The organism is Kordia periserrulae (assembly GCF_003054265.1).
Classification (GTDB): Bacteria; Bacteroidota; Bacteroidia; order Flavobacteriales; family Flavobacteriaceae; genus Kordia; species Kordia periserrulae.
Map to the genome: position 1 here is coordinate 365,424 of NZ_QBKT01000001.1, position 19,895 is coordinate 385,318.

Genomic DNA, 19,895 nt, shown 5'->3' on the forward strand with positions numbered 1-19,895 from the left:
ACATTTGTAGAGTAATATTACAGTGATTGGATATAGTGAACACTTTTATTTTGTTGTCGACCAAACTAAAAGTAGTAACTTCTCTCCTATCAAAACCTTAAATTTTTGACGTGTGAAACTATCAAAAACAGAAGAACAATTGATGCAACATTTATGGAAGCTTGAAAAAGCATTCATGAAAGACCTTTTGGAACAATACGAAGAACCAAAGCCTGCAACCACAACGATTGCAACTTTACTAAAACGCATGACCGACAAAGGATATGTTGCCTACAAAACGTTTGGAAAATCGCGAGAATACTATCCATTAATCAAAAAAGCGGACTATTTCTCCAAGCATTTAAACGGACTGATTAAGCACTTTTTTAACGATTCTGCGTCGCAGTTTGCTTCGTTTTTTACCAAAGAAACAAACCTCTCCGAAGATGAGCTAAAAGAGCTACGTACGATTATCGATCAACAACTAAAAGAGAACAAAAAATGATTTCGTACCCCATCAACGCTACATTGTGTTTGGCGCTGCTTTTGTTCGTTTACAAAGCATTGCTAGAACGCGAACGTATGTATGTTTTCAACAGGTATTATTTACTTTTTGGATTGTGTTTTGCGTTTGCCGTACCGTTCATAACAATGGAAACTGTCGTTGAAATTCCGCTGACGGAACTGGCGACTACCACAAACCTTTCAAATATTGACAGCAGTACACTAGGAACAACACTAGAAAACACTACAAAAGTTTCTACAATTTCCGTGTGGCTTATGGTCACTATAAGTTTGTATGCTATTGGATATCTGTTATTCTTCTTTCGCTTTTTACAGAACATATATAGAATTTTTTACAAAATCATAAAAAGTGTACGCGTTCGCTACAAATTAGCGTCGTTGGTATTATTAAACGAAAACGTATTACCACATACATTTTTACACTATATATTTCTCAAAAAAGAAGCCTATGATACCAACAATATCGCAGAAGAATTGTACACACACGAACTGGCGCATGTAACACAAAAACATACGTTAGATATTATTTTCATTGAATTGATTCAAATTATTTTTTGGTTCAATCCATTACTAATTTTTTACAAAAAGGCGATACAGCTCAATCACGAATTTTTAGCCGATGCTGCTGTATTACAATCAAACACACAAGTGCCTAGGTATCAACATTTATTGTTAGCAAATGCACATGGAAATCACGATTTGCGCCTGGCAAGTAATTTGAATTTTTCTGTAACTAAAAAGAGATTAAAAATGATGACAAAACATACTACTCGTGGACGTGCTTGGCTCCTAGCCTCACTCACGATTCCGATTTTTACAGCTGCTTTATTTTTGTTTAGCACCAAAGTAATCGCGCAAAAAACAATTCCTGTTACCACAGCAAAAAAGACAGCTATCCAAACTACGCTTCAAAAAGATGCAAAAGCAGCATATTATAAGAATGCGACGTTTGTATTTGAAGATAGCAAAGGACAAAAAACAAAAAAAATATACACAGAACTTACGGTTTCCGAGAAAGCAAAATTAGTTCCGCCGCCGCCAAAACCGACTGCGAATCAGCCCACAAAACAACAATTGAGCGACTGGCTAGATGAGCAAAAGTTTGCCATTTGGATTGATAATAAAGTCGTTCACAATAGTGAAATCACAAAACATGATATTGTCCATTATCAGCAGAGTTTTGTGCATAAAAATGCGCGTAGCAAGCGTTTTCCGCAAGCGTATCAAACACATTTATATACGGCAAAAGGTTTTTCAGCATTGCAACAAAAACACAAACCTACTTTAGGTAAAAACGTGGTTTTACACATTAAAGAAGGGAGCGATCAAATTCGTTTGGAAAAGAAAAAAGCAGATGCAACAAAGACCGATTCAAAAGAGAAAGTACAGCGTAAAGACCTCTTGATATTTATTACTAAAAACGAAACGTTTTTAGTGAATGAAAATTATGTTGTATCAGGAATTGACAAATTGGACAACGTTCTAAAATCAGAGCTTTCAAAAATGAAACAAAAGAAATCAATTACAGCTTCAATTATATATGATACTGCGGTTTCAAAGGAATTTATTTCAAAGACCATTGCTGTTTTGAATAATCATAAAATTTATGACATTACGACTAGAAATTCATCTTCCGAAGACGAAATACGATTACCACCGCCGCCACCTGCGCCAAAAAAGCCACAAATAAAAGAGGTTAAAATTCCAGCGCCAACAGCACCGCCTAAAGTCACAAAAGAAGAAGAAAAACGGTTGAGCATCATGCATAAAATCGTCAAAGGTCAAAAATTAGAAACGATGATGATTAATGGAAAAAAGCATTATTATGTAGAGAAAAATGGCAGAACCTATATTTTTGACGAGGATAGTTATATGGTCGATAAAGAGGGAAATCGATTACCTCCGCCACCGCCACGTTCAAAAGAAAAAGCAAAAAAGAAAGAATTGGAAGCAAAGAAGGCTAAAGAAGAAAAAGCTGCTAAAAAATCATCCGATTGGAAAGAGGTTAAGAAGATTTTGGATAAATCTTAAAATAAGATCAAAAAATATAAGACAATACCAAGCGGTTTATTTACTGAAATAAGCCGCTTTTTTTGTAACATTTTGGCAAACTTCACGTTCTTATAGACATCATCAATCAAAAATCATACTATGTTACAACAATTTTTTCTCGTCTGTTCGGGTGTCGATCGCGACTTGATACGCGACTGTAGCCGCGGCGAACAAACCAAATATGCTGGCATTGGCGCCACCGTTTTTTTCACTGCATTAATGGCGTTCATTGCTAGTGGTTATGCACTCTACACTGTTTTTGATAATGTATATACCGCGATTGGTTTTGGACTGATTTGGGGATTGCTTATTTTTAATTTGGATCGATTTATTGTATCTACCTTACGGAAGAAAGATTCAAAATATCAAGAAATTCTTCAAGCCACACCACGAATTATTTTAGCGGTAATTATTGCGGTGGTGATTTCAAAACCGTTGGAATTGAAAATTTTCGAAAAGGAAATTGATCAAGTGTTGCTGAAGCAGAAGAACGATTTGACACTTTCCAACAAAAATCAAATCGCGGAACAGTTTACACCGGAAATCACACAAATTCAACAAGAAATTACCGATTTAAAAGCAGCAATAACTTCCAAAGAACAAGAAGTAAACAATTTATACGAAACGTATATTGCGGAAGCAGAAGGTAGAAAAGGTACCGAATTGGTCGGCAAAGGTCCTGTGTACAAAGAAAAACGCGAAAAGCATGATGCTACTTTGCAGGAATTGCAAATATTACGAGAAACAAATGCTGCAAAAATTGCAACAAAAGAAGCCGCGATTACAGATTTAATCACAAAACAAAAAACTGCGGAAGCCGAAACCCAACCTATTATTGATCGGTTTGACGGTTTGATGGCGCGTGTCAATGCGCTGGGCGAATTGCCTTGGCTACCTTCATTTTTTATTTTTCTATTGTTTTTAGCTGTTGAAACTGCGCCAATTTTTGCTAAATTATTCACGTCAAAAGGCGAATATGACTTGAAGCTTCAAGATGTAGAAGATGCTGTAAAAACTTGGGTAGAACAAAAAGTGCATCAGCGTAAAACACTGTTAAGCACCGATATTTCATTAAATAATAAGGTGTACAGCGATATTGCTGAAGAAGAGGAAGTGTATCAGTATAAGCGTAAAAAAGCGCGTGAGTTACTACAATTACAAGCAGATGCCTTTTTAAATTTACAGAAAAAACAGTTTTAAATGTGAATAACAATCGTTGGCAACTTCCCTATTTAAAAGTAATGATTCTTAAGAAAGTGTTGTATTAAAGCAAGTTTAAGCGCTGCATCAATTCTTTTCGATTGGCTCTACTTACTGGAATTACGTCTTGTTTTATCAACACGCTATTGTCTTCAATATCCACAATTTTTGTGGTATTAATGATATAGGAACGATGTACTTTTAAGAACAAGTGACTTGGCAATTTTTCTTCTATCTTTTTTAAGGTAGAATGTACCACGTAGTTTTTGTCTTCTGCTTTTATTTTGATGTAATCGCCTTTAGCTTCTATCACACAAATATCTGGCACGTTTATTTTTACCAAACGACGATCAATATTTACATACAAATCATTGCCGACAGCCTTCGTTGTTTCTTCTGGGTTTGCGCTTACAATTTCTTCTGCATGTTGCGTTGCACTGCGTTCTTTAATTCGTGCTACAGCTTTGGCAAAGCGCTCTGGAGAAATTGGTTTTACCAAATAATCTACCACACAATCATATTCAAAAGCGTCTAAAGCGAAGTTTCTATCGGAAGTTGTTAAAATGATAAGTGGCGGATTTTTTAAGGTTTGAATAAAATCAAATCCTGAAAATGTAGGCATGTGAATGTCCAAAAAGATAAGGTCAACCGTATTCGTATTCAGATATTTGATAGCACCAATAGCATTGTCAAACTCTTCTACAATGGTTAATTCATCAATCTTCTTACAGAGCTGCTTGGTAATGGCTCTTGCGGCAGCTTCGTCATCTACAATTATACACTTCATAACTAGGTAGGGCTTAGATAGTCGTTAAAAATTCTTCCATGTTTTGCAAAATCCTGAGAAAAGTGTCTAATTGACTCGGATTGTCATTTTTTAGTTCTTCCTCAAAAGCAATTGCAAAGTCATAGCTTTTTTCGAGTCCCAAAATACTAATTTTATGTTTAATTTTATGTACATGTTCGGCTGAATTTTGATAGTTCTGCTCACGAATGCTCTCTAAAAAGGCTTCTTTTTCTTTTGGAAGTTCTTTTTTTACAATAGAAATTAAGTTGGCTTCAAAATCGGCATCGCCGTCAGCTAAAGCCTTTATATACGATAAATTGGGACGATCTAACTCCATATTATTTTTTTAGTTTAAAGAAAAATGTGGTGCCTTTTCCTTCTTTGGATTCTAGCGAAATGGTTCCGTTGTACAACTCAATGATTTTTTTCACAATAGACAATCCTATTCCGGTAGATTTTCCTTTTTTGTCTAAAGTTTGAAATATTTTAAAGATTTTATCGTGATACGCTTCTGAAATTCCAACACCATTGTCAGAGATTGAAAATTTCCAGTAGGTTTTGAGTTCGGTAAATTTTACTTCTATTTTACCTTCTTCTTTGTCAATATAATTGATGGCATTGCTGATTAAGTTTTGAAATAATTGCTTGATGCGTGTTTTGTCAGCATTGATAGTTGGTAAATTGTCAGGATATATAAATTGAATGTGTTCTGGAATGTAGAGTATGGTTTTAATTTCTTCCAAAACCTCTTCTATATGTACTTTTTGAACGGCTAGAATGTTTTTGTCATTTACACTCGAATAGCGCAAAATACCGTCAATAAGCGCGTCCATTTGCTCCAATTTATTGTTCAACTTGTCAAAGGTTTCTACAGCTTCCGCATCGAGCACGTGCTCATAATCTTCTTGAAACCAAGATATTAACGCATTAATACTTCGTAATGGCGATTTTAAATCGTGAGAAACAATATGTGCAAAATCGCGCAATTCTTTATTGCTTCGTTTGAGGTTTTCGAGCAACTCTTTGTTTTCACTTTCAGCGGCAATTCTTCGCTCCAAATTGTTGGCGTTGGTCAACTGAATGGACACTAAATTGGCAACATTGACTAAAAGGCGCAAATGTTCTTTTGTGAAAAAGTTTTTGGATGAATTTTCAGAATCAATCACACCAATTACCTCATCATTAATGATGATTGGCACGGCGAGTTCAGACAAGCGGCGTTTGTCATCGACCACATATCGATTATCTTTAGACGTATCTTGAATGAGTTCGGGTTTCCCTGTTTCAGCAACATGCCCTACAATTCCTTTTCCAAACGGAATGTAGATTTTATTGACAATTTGCTTGTTTTCGTCAACTTTAGCGCCATACGCAGCTATTTGTTCTAGTACTTTTTCTTCTTTATTTACCAAATAGACGACACAATCTTCAAACTCCAAATCGTGCGCAGCTACATTGGCAATTTCCCAAGCAATATCGTGAATGGTAAGTTTTCCAATAAACGAGCGCGTTAAATTATTGAGTGTATCCAACATGACACGTCTTTTATGTTTTGCTGTAATATCTTCTACAAAAGCTAACTGGTATTTTATTTTCCCGTTTCCATCACGAACTCCAGTTACATTGGTTTTGGATAAGAAAGAGGTACCATCTTTTCGCCGGTAACGCTCTTGCAAACTGTAATGATCTATTTCTTTATCGACCATTTGTTTGTAAAGTCCTCTCGATTCTTCGTGTCCGTCTTCAAATGAAAGCGATTCTATAGGCAAGCCCAACAATTCTTCTTCACTATATTGAATAAGTTGTTCAAAAGCTTTGTTGGTTTTAATGATTTTTCGGTCTTGCGCCAATACAATCCCTAAGGTAGAATTGTCAACAATAGCCGCGAGTTGCTCTCGTTGCTCTTCAAAATTAACGGCATTTTCTTTCGATTCTGTAATATCGCGTACAATTCCTTGCGCGCCAACTATTTGTCCTTCTTCATTGTAAATGAGACTCGAATTCACCTGAACCCACTTTACTTGTTTGTCTTTCGTGTAGACTCTAGCTTCATAATTCGGAAACGTTCCATCTTGAATCAATTGCGCAAACGAGTTCATAGCGTAGGCAAAATCGTCTTTGTAAATGATGTTTACTAGATTGAAAGGCTCTTTTTTGATATCGTATCCAAAAAGTTTGACCGCTGCGTCGTTCATTTTGATTACGTTCCCTGTAGATGGATTGATGACAATGAAAGCATCGAGAATATTGTCGAAAAACATATCGTACTCACGTGTCTTCACTTTGAGTGCTTCGCGCAGCTCTAGTAATTCACTCGTGCGATGTAGGAGTAATTCTTCCGCTTTTTCGCGGGCTCTTTTTTCGTTCTGAAGTGCTTCTTCTAGGGCTTGAATCGTATCTTTCATTGAACGCAACTATAGTTTCGAGGGATTTTCGCGTCTGAATATACTAAATTCAAAGCAATTTTCGGTCAATAAACAAAATTAACCGACGAAATGCACTTTTAAGGCTTTGGTTGGAAAAATAGTAGAAAATGGAACTTCCTAAAATTCAATGACTTCATTCACCATCCAGTAGTCAACAACACGCTGTATTTTTTTAATATAATCTTCGTATCGCAGTGGTTTGATGATGTAACCCGCAATTCCAAGATTGTAACTTTCGAGCATGTCTTGATGGTTATTTGAAGTGGTAACAATAATTGCAGGAATGTAACGTAAATGTGGATCTTCTTTCAATTCTTTTAAGAATTCGAGACCGTTCATTTTTGGCATATTCAAATCCAAAAGAATGACGTTAGGTAGCTCTTGTTTCTTTTTTAAGATATCAAGTGCTTCCTCTCCATTTTTCGCTTCGAGTATTTTATGTGTAAATCCTAGTTTTTTTAAGGATTTTTTGAACTTCAATACTTCGATCTCGTCATCTTCGATAAATAAAAATGAAAGATTCTCCATGAATTCGTTAACTTATAGTTTTCAGCAATTAAAACGTAAATTTCTCGTTTATATGCGACTTGACACAGTTCTTTCGACTAAATGTTTTTTTTACTAGTCTAATGGACTTTTTAGACAGTTTAACGGTTTTGATTTTTTAGTCTTTTTTCGACTGTTTTCTATTGAGATTCCGCTATTTTTCTATGATGCGCAACAATATCAACAGGTTTGAAAACTCTTTTACTACTTACAGGATATTTTTTTAAGAGTTGTTTTGGACGAATGGGACGCTTGCTAAAATCACCTCCACAATTGGGACATACATTTTTTAAAATCCCAGAAGCGCAAGCCTTACAATAGGTACATTCAAAAGTACAAATAACCGCATCTTCGGCATCGAAGGGTAGATCTTTGTTGCAATTTTCACAATTTGGTCGAATTTCTAACATATTGTTATTGATACGTTTTGAGTGCTGCTTGTTGTTTTTTGGTCATTCCTTTTACCACCAAACGATACGATTCGTCAATAAGTTCTTGAATAAACTCGGTGGATAATTCGCCGTGAAACAGTTCTACTGTGTTCCAATGTTTTTTACTCATGTGAAAGCCTGGTTTGATACTTTCATAGTCACTCCGCAATTCTTCCGCTTTTTCAGGATCACATTTTAGGTTGATAGCCGCTTGTCCTTCTTCCCATTTACGCAAAGAAGCAAGTGCAAACATTTTTCCTAGTACTTTAAAAACGAGTGTATCTTGATCAAAGGGAAACTCTTCAGTAACCGCTGGTTTTTGAATACAATATTCGCGAAGTAATTCAATATTCATAGCATCTATTTACAAACAAGATATAAAAAATTGTGCAATAGACAGGAATAACGAATACTAAAAGTTATGCATTGATATCGGAACGATTTTGCATTTCTTTTTTCTTATTCTTTTCTTTGGTTGTCGTCTTGTGGATTGGCGCAATGTCCAAGCTTACCAATACATCATTTAGGTAGTAGACGACTTTATCGATTAGTGACATCTTGCTGTTGTTATTAGGTTGGTACAAATATACGGCAACAATGCGGAAACCAATGTTAGATTTTCTTTAAATCCGTGTATATTTTCGATAAACTACCCATTTTCTATAAAAATAGTCTACAATAACACTAGACAAGTCATCCATTCATCACAAAAAATTAGTTTTCAAATACTTATAAAATCTTACGCTTCTGAAGATTCTTTTAATTTTGGAACGGTTGTTTCAGGCAATGTTATTTCAGCATAATCCAATTCCCAACCAATGGTTTCAACAATTTTTTCTATGACCAAAATAGCATTGAGCGCTTCTTTGTTGGCAGCTTCTATCAAACCACTTTCAGGAACTTTATCAACAATGTGTTGTTTTGCTTCTTGATTGAGTTTGGTTAAATCGTCTGCTTTAAATTTATTCAGCAATCCGTCTTTGATATCGTAATATGTCACATCTGTTTCTACCGTTAAAATTTCGGGTTGCGGAAAGTGTACAATGCGTAGTTTTTTGCTGCTGTTATCGGCTTCTAAGCGTAGTTTTTTTAAATCGTATCCAACACTCGCTTTTGCTTTTATAACGACAAGCGCACTTTTTTTACTCGAAATCATTCGCAAAAAGTGGGCTGATTTATCTTCATACTGATAAATTTCACTAAAATCGCCTTCTACCGTAGTGAGTTTACACACACTTTTAATTTTGTTTAAAAGCAAGTGAGACTGCTGCACGACACGATTTTCAGATTGCTTTTTATTTACCAAATAGTAAATAACATATGATACTATTCCTCCAAGAAGTACTGCTACAATTAAATCCATACATCAGCAATTTACAAAAATCTTTTTTGTGTTATTGACTTGTAAAAATACTGTATTTTTTATTGGATTGGCAATTTGAAAACTATGTATGTGTAAAATATGACAAAAATAACTTACGTTATACCTAATATTCGATTTCTAGCTTCTTCGGTTTCTTTGATGCCTTCTTGTGTTCGGATAAACAGCTCTATGATGGCGTTTTCAATATCTTCATTTTCATTCAAACCATTAAAGACATTTCGAATCATAGAAGAACCGTAAGGCTTGCCGTTTCTGCTTTTAATATTTTTCTCTTTTAAAATTTTTAAGACACCATCTGTATAATGATATCCTAACACTTCTTTAAGCTTAACACGTTGTTTTTTTCGTATCATTTTTATACCCAAATTTAATATTACTAGTTAATTGCTATATTTGTGTCGATTTTATGACACACGTTATAGAACTGACAGTATAATATTACAAACTATTTTCTACATATAGAAATTTTTTGTAGAATAATTTCATAAAACGATGAAAATAATCGACAGAATACTCCTCTTCATTAAGCATAAAAACTTGAGTATGCGTATGTTTGATAAGTCAATCAGCGTAGGAAACGGCTATACAAGCAAGCAATCGAAAGCGAATGCTTCTGTAGGGAGCGACGTGCTTGAGAGAATAATCGATACGTATCCCGATTTGAATCCGCTATGGTTGCTTACAGGAGAAGGTGAAATGATTCGTGAAATCACCAAAAAGCATCCTACCAAAAATACTACGGAAGAACCACCATTGCAATACGACACGATTGACGACATGATTAATCATAAAATTGAAAGCTCCATACAACGACAATTCAAAGTGTTGTTAGACAAACTTGACACGTTTCCAACCATGGAAGACATCCGAAAAGAGATTGAAAAAATGCAAAAAAGTGACCAATAGTCAGGAAAAATCTTCGTTTTACTACACATCTTCTAAAAGTCAACGCTACACAAAATTGAGAATCAACGGTATATAATTCCTGTCTTTTCAGAAAAAAAGCGACAGCTCTCATAAAATTATATTATATTTACGAGTTCACTAATTTGTGCTGATTTACTGTCAATTTAAGTGACGTTTTAAAATTTTAAAAACTATTTTCTATGAAAATTTAATTTTTCATAGCTAAATTTCTATATAAAATGAAAATAATCGATAGAATCATAGAGTTTATTAAGTATAAAAATATGAGCATGCGTGCCTTCGATATCTCAATAAAAGTGGGCAATGGCTACACCAGCAAGCAATCAAAATCGGGCGCTTCTATCGGAAGTGATGTTTTGGAGCGTATTATCGATACCTATCCAGACTTAAATCCGTTGTGGTTGATTACAGGAAATGGTGATATGACGATTCCAATTCGAAAATCAGACGAGCCGCTTCCCGATTACGGAGAAACGATTGACGAAATTTTAGAAAATAAAATCAAGCGTATCGTACAAGAACAGTTAAAAGAGTTTAGCGACAAATTAGAATCGTTTCCAACGTTGGATCAGATTAGCAAAGAGATTCAAAAAAATCTGCGCGGAGAATAGTTACTTCAAAATTTTATACAAAATCGGTTTGCTTGGTGCAGCGTCGTTTTCAAAAGGCGCAATTTGAATGTTTACATAATACGCGCCGTCTTCAATCGAATTTGCCACAAAAATAAATTCTGTAATCGTTGCTTGCATGCGAATTTTTTCCGTAGTATTCCAAAACGCATTGTGTGCCAACAATTTTCCTTCGTCTTTTTCTTTATCGATACTAGGCAAATCAATCAGCAAATGCTCAATTCCCTTTTCACAAAGATACACCGCAGCCGCTTCTTCCAAATATGGCGGATTGGTATGTGAATATTGTTTATGAAGTTTTTCGTTAAAATTAGGCAACGTACGAATGATGATTGCTTCACGCTTTTTATTGCCGATAATCGATTGCAATTGCTTTCTGGAAATAATATAATCATCGCCCATTTTTTCTGGCACGACCGTAATCAATTCCGCATAAAAGAAAAACTGCTTTAAATTTTGATTGATGGAATAGACTTCTTCTGTAATATGTCCCACACATTCGGTATGCGTTCCGTGTGCATGTGGATTGAACGAAATGGTGTTGAAATTGACATCGCCACCTTCTTTAACGCTGCCAACCCAACCGTCAAAACGTACAGGCTGTACTGTTGGCGCATCTACATACCACGCGTTTACGTTGTCTTCGGAAGCCCGAAGCGGAATGGAAATGTCTAAAGGTTTGGATAAATCTATTTGATGTTTGGTAGTATTTCGTTGTATTGTGCAAATCATGTCACAAAAATACAAATTGATTACTCATCCTAAGAATGATTTGTAAAAAACTCTTTGTTTTTACACTTTAAAGAAATCTGCAGCAATTCCATCACAGAGAAACTTTCCTTTTTGAGTAGTTTTGATACTGTCTTTTTCGGTTTGAAGTGTTTCTTCTTGTAAATGTTTTTGGGCGCTTTTTTGTGTGTGATGTAGATAGTTGTCACCAAATTCCTTTTGAATGTATTGTAAAGAAATTCCCCAAATCGTGCGCAAACCTGTCATGACATATTCGTTGTATTGATCGTCTTTTGACAAGGTTTCTGTCGTAGATGGAAGTTCATTTTGTTCCATACTTTTGATGTATTTGGTATTGTTTGAAACATTCCAACTGCGGGTTTTTCCATCAAACGAATGTGCACTTGGGCCAATTCCGATATAATGAGCACCTTTCCAATACGAAGAATTGTGCTTCGAAAAATAATTCGGCTTCCCAAAATTTGAAATTTCATAATGCACAAAACCTTGCTTTTCGGCTTCTTGAACCAACACGTTAAAATGTGCCAAAGACGCTTCTTCAGAAACATTTTGATATTTTCCTTGTCGGATAAATTTTTCCAATGCCGTTTTTGGCTCTACCGTAAGTGCGTAACTTGAAATATGAGAGATTCCAAAGTCAAAAACTGTTTGTAAGTTGGTTTGCCATTCTTCCATGGTCATGTTTGGAATTCCGTAAATCAAATCGACAGTAATATTGTCAAAATACTGCGTCGCGATTTCCAAGCATTGTTTCGCTTCTTCACTATCGTGCGCGCGATTCATTAGGGTTAAATGCGCATCAAAAAACGATTGAATTCCGATGCTTAATCGATTGACCGAAGATTTTGCCAACTCCATAATTTTTGCTTCGTGTAAATCGTCTGGATTGGCTTCTAGCGTAATTTCAGGGGTTTCAGAAACGGTATAATTTTCAGAAACCACCGCTAAAAGCTGATTGATTTCTTCTGACGAAAGTACACTTGGTGTTCCACCACCGAAATAAATAGTTTCTACAGTAGTAGTTGCCAATTCTTCACGGCGCAATTCTAGCTCTTTTTGTAACGCTAACAGCATGGCATCTTTCTTGGCGAGCGACGTAGAAAAATGAAAATCGCAATAATGACAAGCTTGCTTACAAAACGGAATATGTATATAAATACCAGCGATGACTTTCTGTTTTTAATCTGACAAACGCATAATTAATCGTACCAACAACAAAATAAAAATGATAATACTTAACACCACACGCCAAACAGGAACGCGTTTTCCGTTGGCATCATATATATCATCAACTTCAATAGCCGCTTGTCGGTCTGCCATGCGTTTTTCGTGTTTTACATCTCTTACAAAATCGTCACATTTTAGCAAAAATGCTGGTTTTTCATTCGTTAAACCACATACAATTCCCTGCGACGAAGAGAACGAACGATTGGTACAGGTTTTACAAAATTCTATTTTATCACTCATAATATTATTTTTTAGACTTCCTATTTTCGTGGAGTCACATTCAAATTCGGATTGATTGTTTGTAGCGAATCTATGTTTTTTTGTGAAATATATTTTGGATTGACCATTAAATATTTTAATTCGGAATCTTTAGCTATTGATGTTGGAATGTTTGATATTGGTGTATCATGAACATCAATACTGTATAAGTTTTTGAGCTTTGCTAGTTCTTTTGGATACATCTTAAAATCATTACTATCTAACGAAACATCAAACAAATTCTGTAATTTTTGAAAAGATTTGGGCAGTCCTTTCAATTTATTAGTACTTAAATTTATCGAACGAAGTGTTTCTAAATCTCCAAAAGTCTGCGGTAGCTTTTCAATTTTGTTATGATGCATACTTAAGCTTCTTAAATTGACCAAATATGAAAGTGTTTCAGGTAAAGTTTCAATTTTACAACGATTGGCGGATAATTTTATTAATTGCGAACAGTAGCCCACAACAGCAGGAAACTGTTTAAGTCTTGTTTGAGAAATCTCCAAATACTGCAAGCACTGTAAATTTTGGAAAGTAACAGGAAGTGATGTGAGTTTTAAATTGGTTTCTAGGCTCAGGTATTTCAATTGTCGCAATTCTCCAATGCCATTGGGCAATTCTTGTAAAAGATTCCCTTGCAAACTCAACATCCATAAATTATCAAGCAACGCTATATTCTCTGGAAGTTTTCTAATACCGCATTGACCAAGTTTTAAAATTCTCAAATTTGGCAATAAACTCAATTGTTGAATGGTTTTTTCAATGTCAGTAAATTGATTTCGCGACAAATCTAAAATCTCCAAATTTTTGAACTGAAATAATGTTGTGGGTAGTTCATGCAATTCACTGTCTCGAAGATTTACTATTTTCAATTCATTACGCTGCGGCAATAACGCTTTTAAATTTTCTGTTCTAGGCACTCTTGCAATACTATTTAAAATCTCTATTTGGAAACGTTTGTTTTCATCAAACATATTGAAATCAGCACAATTATTTTTCAGAATACCATCCATTTCTGATATGGTTAATTTTGGTAATTCAAACTTAGCAACTTGCTCAAACGTTATTTTATCTTCTATAATATTGCGCATTAAAAGCGTGTCTTCTTGAAAACCACGATTATCCAAAAAAGCAGTATCCCAAACAGCACCTTCTTTATTGTTCCCTAAATACTTGGAGAAAATCATGAAATAATAATTATTACGAATGTCTTCATACGTTCCAGGCATGCGCGTTCGTTGCTCATACACTTTGGCAGCAATATCAAATTTTTGTGACATAAACGCACAGTTTCCTTTCCACGAAAGTAGAAATGGATTTTTTCCATGGCGTTCAATAATGGTATCAATATCTGCCATCGCTTTTTCGAATTCATTTGCATATAAGTATGCTTGAAAGCGAAACAATGTCGCTAAAGAACTTTCTGGAACATGCTCAAGATATGTATTCAAATCGGAAATGATTCCTTTGATGTCTAAAGGTGCAACATTGGTAGCGATTTTGGCTCGTGAAAAATACGCTTCTATATCTTCTGGCTTTCGCTCTAAATATTCGTCAATCAAATCTTTAGCCGCTTTCCAATTTTTAGATTCTGATGCTTTTTGATACCGTTCTTGTAGTTCTTCATCACTCAGTAAATTTCCACAAGTAATAAAAATTATAGATAAGAATCCTATAGAAAGTATCTTAGAAAAATTCGTCAATTTCATTTTTTTACGCGCTTTTCATTCTGTTTTACAAAACTCGCCCAACCCGAATAACCTTTGCCTACGTCTACTCTGCCCGAATTGTAAAAGTGACACACTGCAGCCGCCAAACCGTCTGTAGAATCTAAGTTTTTGGGAAGCGATTTTAGTTGTAATAAACTTTGCAACATTTTGGCAACTTGCTCTTTACTAGCGTTTCCGTTCCCTGTGATTGCCATTTTTATTTTTTTAGGAGAATATTCTGTGATAGGAACTTCACGTGACAACCCTGCTGCCATCGCCACACCTTGCGCGCGACCGAGTTTGAGCATCGATTGTACGTTTTTTCCAAAGAATGGAGCTTCAATCGCGATTTCGTCTGGATGATAGGTATCAATCAATTCCACTGTGCGTTCAAAGATGAGCTTGAGCTTTAAATAATGATCACTGTATTTTTGAAGTTGCAATTCATTAAGTTGTAAAAAGTGCATTTTTTTTCCCACCACTTTAATCAATCCGAAACCCATAATCGTGGTTCCTGGATCAATTCCAAGTATGATTTTTTCTGTTTTTCCTGTTTTTTTCTCTTGATTCATCTATCTCCCAAGCTAATCACATCACGAAAATATTCGTCATGACTATTTTGTTTGCCGAAATGCCTTATTTTGCAACATGCGAATTTCGGTATCACACAAAACTAAACAATTCTTCGTGTTCACAATAAAAGTAGCAATACTAATTGGTGCTGCCTATTTTATTTATGATAAATTGACCAACAATTCGCAACTAGATTTTGCTACGTTTTGGACGCAATTGGAGCACTCAAAACTGTTACATTTTTCAACTATTAGCGTGTTGCTTTTTATAAGTATTTTGAATTGGTTTGTCGAAATTGTAAAGTGGAAAACGTTGGTGAACAGTTTTAAAGAAATTTCACTTTGGGAAAGTGCTGCGCATACCTTGGGCGGATTAACGGCTTCGTTGTTTACGCCAAATCGCATTGGCGAATATGGTGCAAAAGCTTTGTATTTTCAGAAATCGGAACGCAAACGCGTTGTGGGACTGAATTTTCTTGGAAACGTTGCGCAACTATTAGCAACTATTTTTTTTGGTATGCTTGGTGGACTTTTTTTTATACTTCATTTTGAATTGACATTACCTTGGATAAAAGTGTGGCAAATTGTTTTTCTATTGATGATAATTGCGACATTGCTGATTGTGATTACAAAGCAAAAAATCATTCAAATTAAGGGTTTTTCTTGGGGACGTATGCGTGATTTTGTACGGAATGTTTCTGGGGGAATTCACTTGAAAAATTGTAGTTATGCGGTGATACGCTATTTGATATTTTCACATCAGTTTTACTTTTTGCTATTGTTTTTTGGCTTGAATACTTCGTACTTTTTAACCATGAGTACTATTGCAGTAATGTATTTAATTACGTCGTTGATTCCGATGTTGTTTATTTTTGATGTGGTTGTCAAAGGAAGTGTTGCCGTGTGGCTTTTTGGGTATCTTGATATTCCAGAATTGTCCATTTTAACCGTAGTTTCGTTAATGTGGATACTTAATTTTGTGTTGCCAAGTATTGTAGGAAGTTATTTTGTGTTAAACTTTTCAGTTCCAAAAAGCAACGAAAAATCTGTAGTGTCATGATGTTGATAATTCTTCTTTTCGTTTGTTTTAGCTACTTTTTGTTATTAGTATGTTTGATAGTTGGTTTTAGGAAATTGCCTGAAACTAAATTCAAAAAAACGCCGTCACAAACAAATTTTTCTGTGATTATTCCCTTTCGGGATGAAGCAACACATCTTCCAAATTTGTTAGCATCTATCGCTGCACTAAATTACCCTGAAAGCAACGTTTCGTTTTGGTTTATTGATGACGATTCTCAAGATGATTCGTGTACAATCATTGAAGAATTGAGTAAGAAACACGCGATACAAAACGTACATCTTCTTCAAAACAAACGCCAATCCAATTCGCCCAAAAAAGATGCGATAGTTACTGCCATTTCACATCTTAAAAATAATTGGATTGTAACGACAGATGCCGATTGTATGCTTCCAGAAAATTGGCTTCACATGCTGAACCAAAAGATTGTTTTAGAACAACCCAAAATGATTGCGGCTCCTGTGACATATGTGGAAGAAATGTCATTTTTCAAGTATTATCAACTCCTCGATTTTTTGAGTCTGCAAGGAACAACAATCGGAAGTTTTGGTATAAAGATTCCTTTTTTATGTAACGGTGCAAATTTAGCTTATCAAAAAGATGCTTTTTTAGACGTCGATGGTTTTTCGGGAAACGACACTCTTGCCAGTGGCGACGATGTGTTTTTATTGGAAAAGTTCGTTCAAAAATTTCCTGATGAAGTTGTCTATCTCAAATCAAAAGACGCTTTGGTAAAAACCTATGCGGTTTCCACATGGAAGGCATTTATTTCTCAGCGTGTGCGTTGGGCATCAAAAAGTGCTAATTATACACTGTACACAGGAAAAATAATCGGTATTATTGTGATGTTAATGAATTTGCTGTTTTGTGTACTTCCGTTGTTTTTATTTGGAGTGTTTTCATGGAAAGTTATTGTGTTGATTGTGGTTTCAAAAATAGTTCTCGATAGTGTTTTGTTACTTCAAACTTTACAATTCACACAACAAAAAATAAAGCCATTTTTCATCTTCATTAGTGGAATTACCTATCCATATCTTACTATTTTTATTTTTATAAAATCATTGTTTTCAAGTTATCAGTGGAAGAATCGAACGTTTAAGAAGTAATGACTTCTATTTCTCTTGATACAACCGCGAATCAAAGCTAAATTTTTGAACTTTTGCGACGGTTATTTTGTGGAAATCTATGTGTAACGGATTTAAGATATAATTGAATTCGTCTTTAACAATGGCAGAAGGCACTTTGAGTACGGCACATTTATTTTCCGTGACGAATTTGGTAAAAATTTCTTGCGTTTTGCTGTTGTATGGAAACGTATTCCAGTCTTTCGGAAGTTTTTGAAGTTCGTATATCGGAACTTCATCAGGAATGTCTACATGCACTAAAATACGATCGCTTGGCAAATCTTCTGTAATGTCAAGATGCATCACAACTTCCAAATATGCTAACGAAATGTGTTGCGAAGTATATACGGCACGCGTTCCAATTTCGTTCCAACGTCCGCCAATTTTTTCTGCACCAATTCCAGAAAGCAAGTTGTTTTTCCGTTTGGCTCTGTCAATTCTGTAAACAATCATCAAGCAAAAATTCCGTAATCAATACGTCGTATTTCGTCAATGACCAACTTTACACCATAACTCGTATCTAATAGTGAAAAAGGCGTTTGCCCGCCCAAAACTTTACTTTTTTTATTGAGCCATCTGGTAAATTTTTTCTCATCACCAAATACTTCAAAACCTTTTGAATATACTTCAGCAATTTCAAACAAACGCTCGCTAACTTCTTTATCGTAACTTGTTTTTTTAGATAAGGTAGAATACGATGCAGGCACAATTTCTGATATCTTTGTCAAAGGCAATGCGACACGCAGGCTAAATTTTTTCAATTGTGAACGTGTCACACCATTTCGTGTGGCGTGAATGACTTTTAGTTTGTTTTGTGGTGAGTCATTTCTGTTGTCAATATAGCTTGTAAGAGTCAGCGCTTCCATGTTTGAGTTATTTTACCTAATACATTATGTAAATTTACAAATATTTTATGAGATTAGCATTGAAGATTTCACTTTTTTCTTATTTTTAACAAAAACTAGCCGATGAGTTTATTTGGTTTGAAAACTTCGAATCCAGCGTTTACAAATTATTTTTGGGAAAATCCTCGTAGTAAAAGCGCTTCTGGAAAAATGACACTTCAGGGTGTGATTGCTAAATCTGTTTTTTGCTTACTACTTGTGACGCTTGCTGCTGCTTTTGTTTGGAAATTATATTTTGATGGTGTATCCATCACTTGGTACACTTCCGGAGGTATTATTGTAGCACTGTTATGCAGCATTCTTATTTCTGTAAAACGCGAATGGACAATGCCTTTGACGCTTATTTATGCGATTGCCAAAGGTCTTTTTATCGGTGGATTTAGTGCTATCATTCACGGAAAATTTCCGTATTTACCTTTTCAAGCCGTTATCATTACCTTGGCTACTTTTTTGGTCATGCTTTTTCTCTATCTTGCCAAAATAATCAAAGTCACGAAAAAGTTTAAAAGTGTTATCATTGCTGCAACTACCGTTATTTTTGTCATTTACATTACAGCCTTTATTCTGCGCTTTTTTGATATTTATATCAGCTTTCTTTGGAGCAGTTCTTGGTATGCAATTACCTTTAATGTGATTGTGGCGATTTTTGCTTCGTTAAGCTTGCTGCTCGATTTTGATTTTATTAATAAATACGTCGGAAAGGCAAAAAAGCACTACGAATGGTTTGCCACTTGGGGATTGCTCGTAACCATTATTTGGTTGTATGTAGAAATTTTACGTTTGTTACGAAAACTAGCCGTTCGGTAAAAAAGTACTTTCAATAATTGAATCTTTTAATCTTTCAATTAAAATAGAAAAAAATCACTGTTCTTCGACTTTTAAAATGATGGGCAGCATAAATTTTGTAGTCACGGGAATGCCTCTTTTGTAAGCTGGAGACACTTTCGGAAGTGATGCTGTACTGGCTTTGATTAAACTGTCTAACGACGGAATTTGTTTTGCTGTTAACACCGCTTTGTGAATACTTGAAACTTCAATCACGCCAAGTGTATCAATTTGTAATGCTACCTGAATGGTGTCTTGAATACGTTTGGTCACCGAAATAGTATGTTGCGAAAGTTTTTCGTGAATTTGATTGGTTAAGGTTTGAAAAAAACACGCTTTTTGCGCTTCTTTGTCCAATTCGTCACAGTTTGAAAAAGACGGAAACACATCTACCGTATTCAAATTGATACTTTCTTTTTCTTGCGCTATGATGGTTTCTTGCGAAACTACAGGCTTCTTAAAAAAGTCGCAAGACGCACAAACGCAAAATATCAGGCAATATGTCCAAAAATGTTTCATTCGTACAAATATCATGAAAAATACAACTTTTCAAGATTTTGC

The 19,895-nt window shown here is 35.1% G+C and carries 25 protein-coding genes; 8 read left to right on the top strand and 17 right to left on the bottom strand.

Translation table 11 applies throughout. The annotated features are described in order from the left end of the window. Nucleotides 1-112 precede the first annotated feature (112 nt). From C8N46_RS01680 to C8N46_RS01690, 3 genes are all read left to right on the top strand, one after another. On the top strand, nucleotides 113-484 hold the full coding sequence (locus C8N46_RS01680) for a BlaI/MecI/CopY family transcriptional regulator (RefSeq protein ID WP_108113117.1): 372 nt from the start codon (nucleotides 113-115) through the stop codon (nucleotides 482-484). Next, entirely contained in the window at nucleotides 481-2,535 is a 2,055-nt protein-coding gene (locus C8N46_RS01685) for a M56 family metallopeptidase (RefSeq protein ID WP_108113118.1), read from the top strand. The genes C8N46_RS01680 and C8N46_RS01685 overlap by 4 nt, the downstream gene beginning before the upstream one ends. A 120-nt stretch (nucleotides 2,536-2,655) precedes the next feature. Further along, complete coding sequence (locus tag C8N46_RS01690) at nucleotides 2,656-3,756, top strand: DUF4407 domain-containing protein (RefSeq protein WP_108113119.1); 1,101 nt, start codon at nucleotides 2,656-2,658, stop codon at nucleotides 3,754-3,756. A gap of 64 nt (nucleotides 3,757-3,820) precedes the next feature. Here C8N46_RS01690 and C8N46_RS01695 read toward each other — a convergent pair whose 3' ends face one another. The 9 genes from C8N46_RS01695 to C8N46_RS01730 all read right to left on the bottom strand — a co-directional run bounded on the left by C8N46_RS01695 (nucleotide 3,821) and on the right by C8N46_RS01730 (nucleotide 9,683). Beyond that, nucleotides 3,821-4,543 carry a LytR/AlgR family response regulator transcription factor gene (locus C8N46_RS01695; RefSeq protein ID WP_108113120.1) on the bottom strand — a complete coding sequence of 241 codons (723 nt, stop codon included), beginning with the start codon at nucleotides 4,541-4,543 and terminating at the stop codon, nucleotides 3,821-3,823. Between the two features lie 13 nt (nucleotides 4,544-4,556). Continuing rightward, nucleotides 4,557-4,880, bottom strand: coding sequence for a histidine kinase (locus C8N46_RS01700; RefSeq protein ID WP_108113121.1), 324 nt, complete (start codon nucleotides 4,878-4,880; stop codon nucleotides 4,557-4,559). 1 nt (nucleotide 4,881) lies between these two features. Then, nucleotides 4,882-6,948 carry a PAS domain-containing sensor histidine kinase gene (locus C8N46_RS01705; protein WP_108113122.1) on the bottom strand — a complete coding sequence of 689 codons (2,067 nt, stop codon included), beginning with the start codon at nucleotides 6,946-6,948 and terminating at the stop codon, nucleotides 4,882-4,884. 138 nt (nucleotides 6,949-7,086) lie between these two features. Continuing rightward, the gene (locus C8N46_RS01710) at nucleotides 7,087-7,497 is read right to left on the bottom strand and encodes a response regulator (RefSeq protein WP_108113123.1); all 411 of its coding nucleotides are present in this window, start codon (nucleotides 7,495-7,497) and stop codon (nucleotides 7,087-7,089) included. 158 nt (nucleotides 7,498-7,655) lie between these two features. After that, nucleotides 7,656-7,925, bottom strand: coding sequence for a DUF1272 domain-containing protein (locus C8N46_RS01715; RefSeq protein WP_108113124.1), 270 nt, complete (start codon nucleotides 7,923-7,925; stop codon nucleotides 7,656-7,658). 4 nt (nucleotides 7,926-7,929) lie between these two features. After that, entirely contained in the window at nucleotides 7,930-8,301 is a 372-nt protein-coding gene (locus C8N46_RS01720) for an MmcQ/YjbR family DNA-binding protein (protein WP_108113125.1), read from the bottom strand. Nucleotides 8,302-8,365: 64 nt separating this feature from the next. Then, nucleotides 8,366-8,503, bottom strand: coding sequence for a hypothetical protein (locus tag C8N46_RS20280; protein WP_158269051.1), 138 nt, complete (start codon nucleotides 8,501-8,503; stop codon nucleotides 8,366-8,368). Nucleotides 8,504-8,685: 182 nt separating this feature from the next. Further along, nucleotides 8,686-9,309: a DUF4230 domain-containing protein gene (locus tag C8N46_RS01725; RefSeq protein ID WP_108113126.1), complete on the bottom strand. Its 624-nt coding sequence runs from the start codon at nucleotides 9,307-9,309 to the stop codon at nucleotides 8,686-8,688. Nucleotides 9,310-9,422: 113 nt separating this feature from the next. Then, a complete protein-coding gene (locus C8N46_RS01730) occupies nucleotides 9,423-9,683 on the bottom strand; it encodes a hypothetical protein (protein ID WP_108113127.1) in 261 nt (86 codons plus the stop codon). Nucleotides 9,684-9,879: 196 nt separating this feature from the next. Here C8N46_RS01730 and C8N46_RS01735 point away from each other — a divergent pair, with 196 nt between their 5' ends. Continuing rightward, entirely contained in the window at nucleotides 9,880-10,236 is a 357-nt protein-coding gene (locus C8N46_RS01735; protein ID WP_245896689.1) for a hypothetical protein, read from the top strand. Between the two features lie 239 nt (nucleotides 10,237-10,475). Continuing rightward, on the top strand, nucleotides 10,476-10,868 hold the full coding sequence (locus tag C8N46_RS01740; protein WP_245896691.1) for a hypothetical protein: 393 nt from the start codon (nucleotides 10,476-10,478) through the stop codon (nucleotides 10,866-10,868). Here the strand turns inward: C8N46_RS01740 and C8N46_RS01745 are convergent, their stop codons facing one another. From C8N46_RS01745 to ruvC, 5 genes are read right to left on the bottom strand one after another with little or no spacing between them, the layout of a single operon-like run. Further along, on the bottom strand, nucleotides 10,869-11,618 hold the full coding sequence (locus tag C8N46_RS01745) for a cyclase family protein (protein ID WP_108113129.1): 750 nt from the start codon (nucleotides 11,616-11,618) through the stop codon (nucleotides 10,869-10,871). A gap of 60 nt (nucleotides 11,619-11,678) precedes the next feature. Next, nucleotides 11,679-12,803: a radical SAM family heme chaperone HemW gene (gene hemW / locus C8N46_RS01750; RefSeq protein WP_108113130.1), complete on the bottom strand. Its 1,125-nt coding sequence runs from the start codon at nucleotides 12,801-12,803 to the stop codon at nucleotides 11,679-11,681. A 12-nt stretch (nucleotides 12,804-12,815) separates the two neighbouring features. After that, nucleotides 12,816-13,103: a hypothetical protein gene (locus C8N46_RS01755; protein ID WP_108113131.1), complete on the bottom strand. Its 288-nt coding sequence runs from the start codon at nucleotides 13,101-13,103 to the stop codon at nucleotides 12,816-12,818. 20 nt (nucleotides 13,104-13,123) lie between these two features. Beyond that, a complete protein-coding gene (locus C8N46_RS01760) occupies nucleotides 13,124-14,830 on the bottom strand; it encodes a leucine-rich repeat domain-containing protein (RefSeq protein WP_108113132.1) in 1,707 nt (568 codons plus the stop codon). Next, nucleotides 14,827-15,402, bottom strand: coding sequence for a crossover junction endodeoxyribonuclease RuvC (gene ruvC, locus C8N46_RS01765; RefSeq protein ID WP_108113133.1), 576 nt, complete (start codon nucleotides 15,400-15,402; stop codon nucleotides 14,827-14,829). The genes C8N46_RS01760 and ruvC overlap by 4 nt, the downstream gene beginning before the upstream one ends. Nucleotides 15,403-15,517: 115 nt before the next feature. Between ruvC and C8N46_RS01770 the strand changes: the two genes are divergently transcribed. Both C8N46_RS01770 and C8N46_RS01775 read left to right on the top strand, forming a co-directional pair. Then, nucleotides 15,518-16,462 carry a lysylphosphatidylglycerol synthase domain-containing protein gene (locus tag C8N46_RS01770; RefSeq protein WP_158269052.1) on the top strand — a complete coding sequence of 315 codons (945 nt, stop codon included), beginning with the start codon at nucleotides 15,518-15,520 and terminating at the stop codon, nucleotides 16,460-16,462. Nucleotides 16,463-16,584: 122 nt separating this feature from the next. After that, nucleotides 16,585-17,586 carry a glycosyltransferase family 2 protein gene (locus C8N46_RS01775; RefSeq protein WP_158269053.1) on the top strand — a complete coding sequence of 334 codons (1,002 nt, stop codon included), beginning with the start codon at nucleotides 16,585-16,587 and terminating at the stop codon, nucleotides 17,584-17,586. A gap of 6 nt (nucleotides 17,587-17,592) precedes the next feature. Here the strand turns inward: C8N46_RS01775 and C8N46_RS01780 are convergent, their stop codons facing one another. After that, nucleotides 17,593-18,057, bottom strand: a complete 465-nt coding sequence (locus C8N46_RS01780) for an RES family NAD+ phosphorylase (protein WP_108113136.1) — start codon at nucleotides 18,055-18,057, stop codon at nucleotides 17,593-17,595. Beyond that, the gene (parS, locus tag C8N46_RS01785; protein WP_108113137.1) at nucleotides 18,057-18,470 is read right to left on the bottom strand and encodes a type II RES/Xre toxin-antitoxin system antitoxin; all 414 of its coding nucleotides are present in this window, start codon (nucleotides 18,468-18,470) and stop codon (nucleotides 18,057-18,059) included. The genes C8N46_RS01780 and parS overlap by 1 nt, the downstream gene beginning before the upstream one ends. 102 nt (nucleotides 18,471-18,572) lie before the next feature. On the opposite strand from parS, the gene C8N46_RS01790 reads away from it, so the two are divergent. After that, nucleotides 18,573-19,316, top strand: coding sequence for a Bax inhibitor-1/YccA family protein (locus tag C8N46_RS01790; protein ID WP_108113138.1), 744 nt, complete (start codon nucleotides 18,573-18,575; stop codon nucleotides 19,314-19,316). A gap of 54 nt (nucleotides 19,317-19,370) precedes the next feature. Here the strand turns inward: C8N46_RS01790 and C8N46_RS01795 are convergent, their stop codons facing one another. Next, nucleotides 19,371-19,868: a hypothetical protein gene (locus tag C8N46_RS01795; RefSeq protein ID WP_146169697.1), complete on the bottom strand. Its 498-nt coding sequence runs from the start codon at nucleotides 19,866-19,868 to the stop codon at nucleotides 19,371-19,373. Nucleotides 19,869-19,895 lie beyond the last annotated feature (27 nt).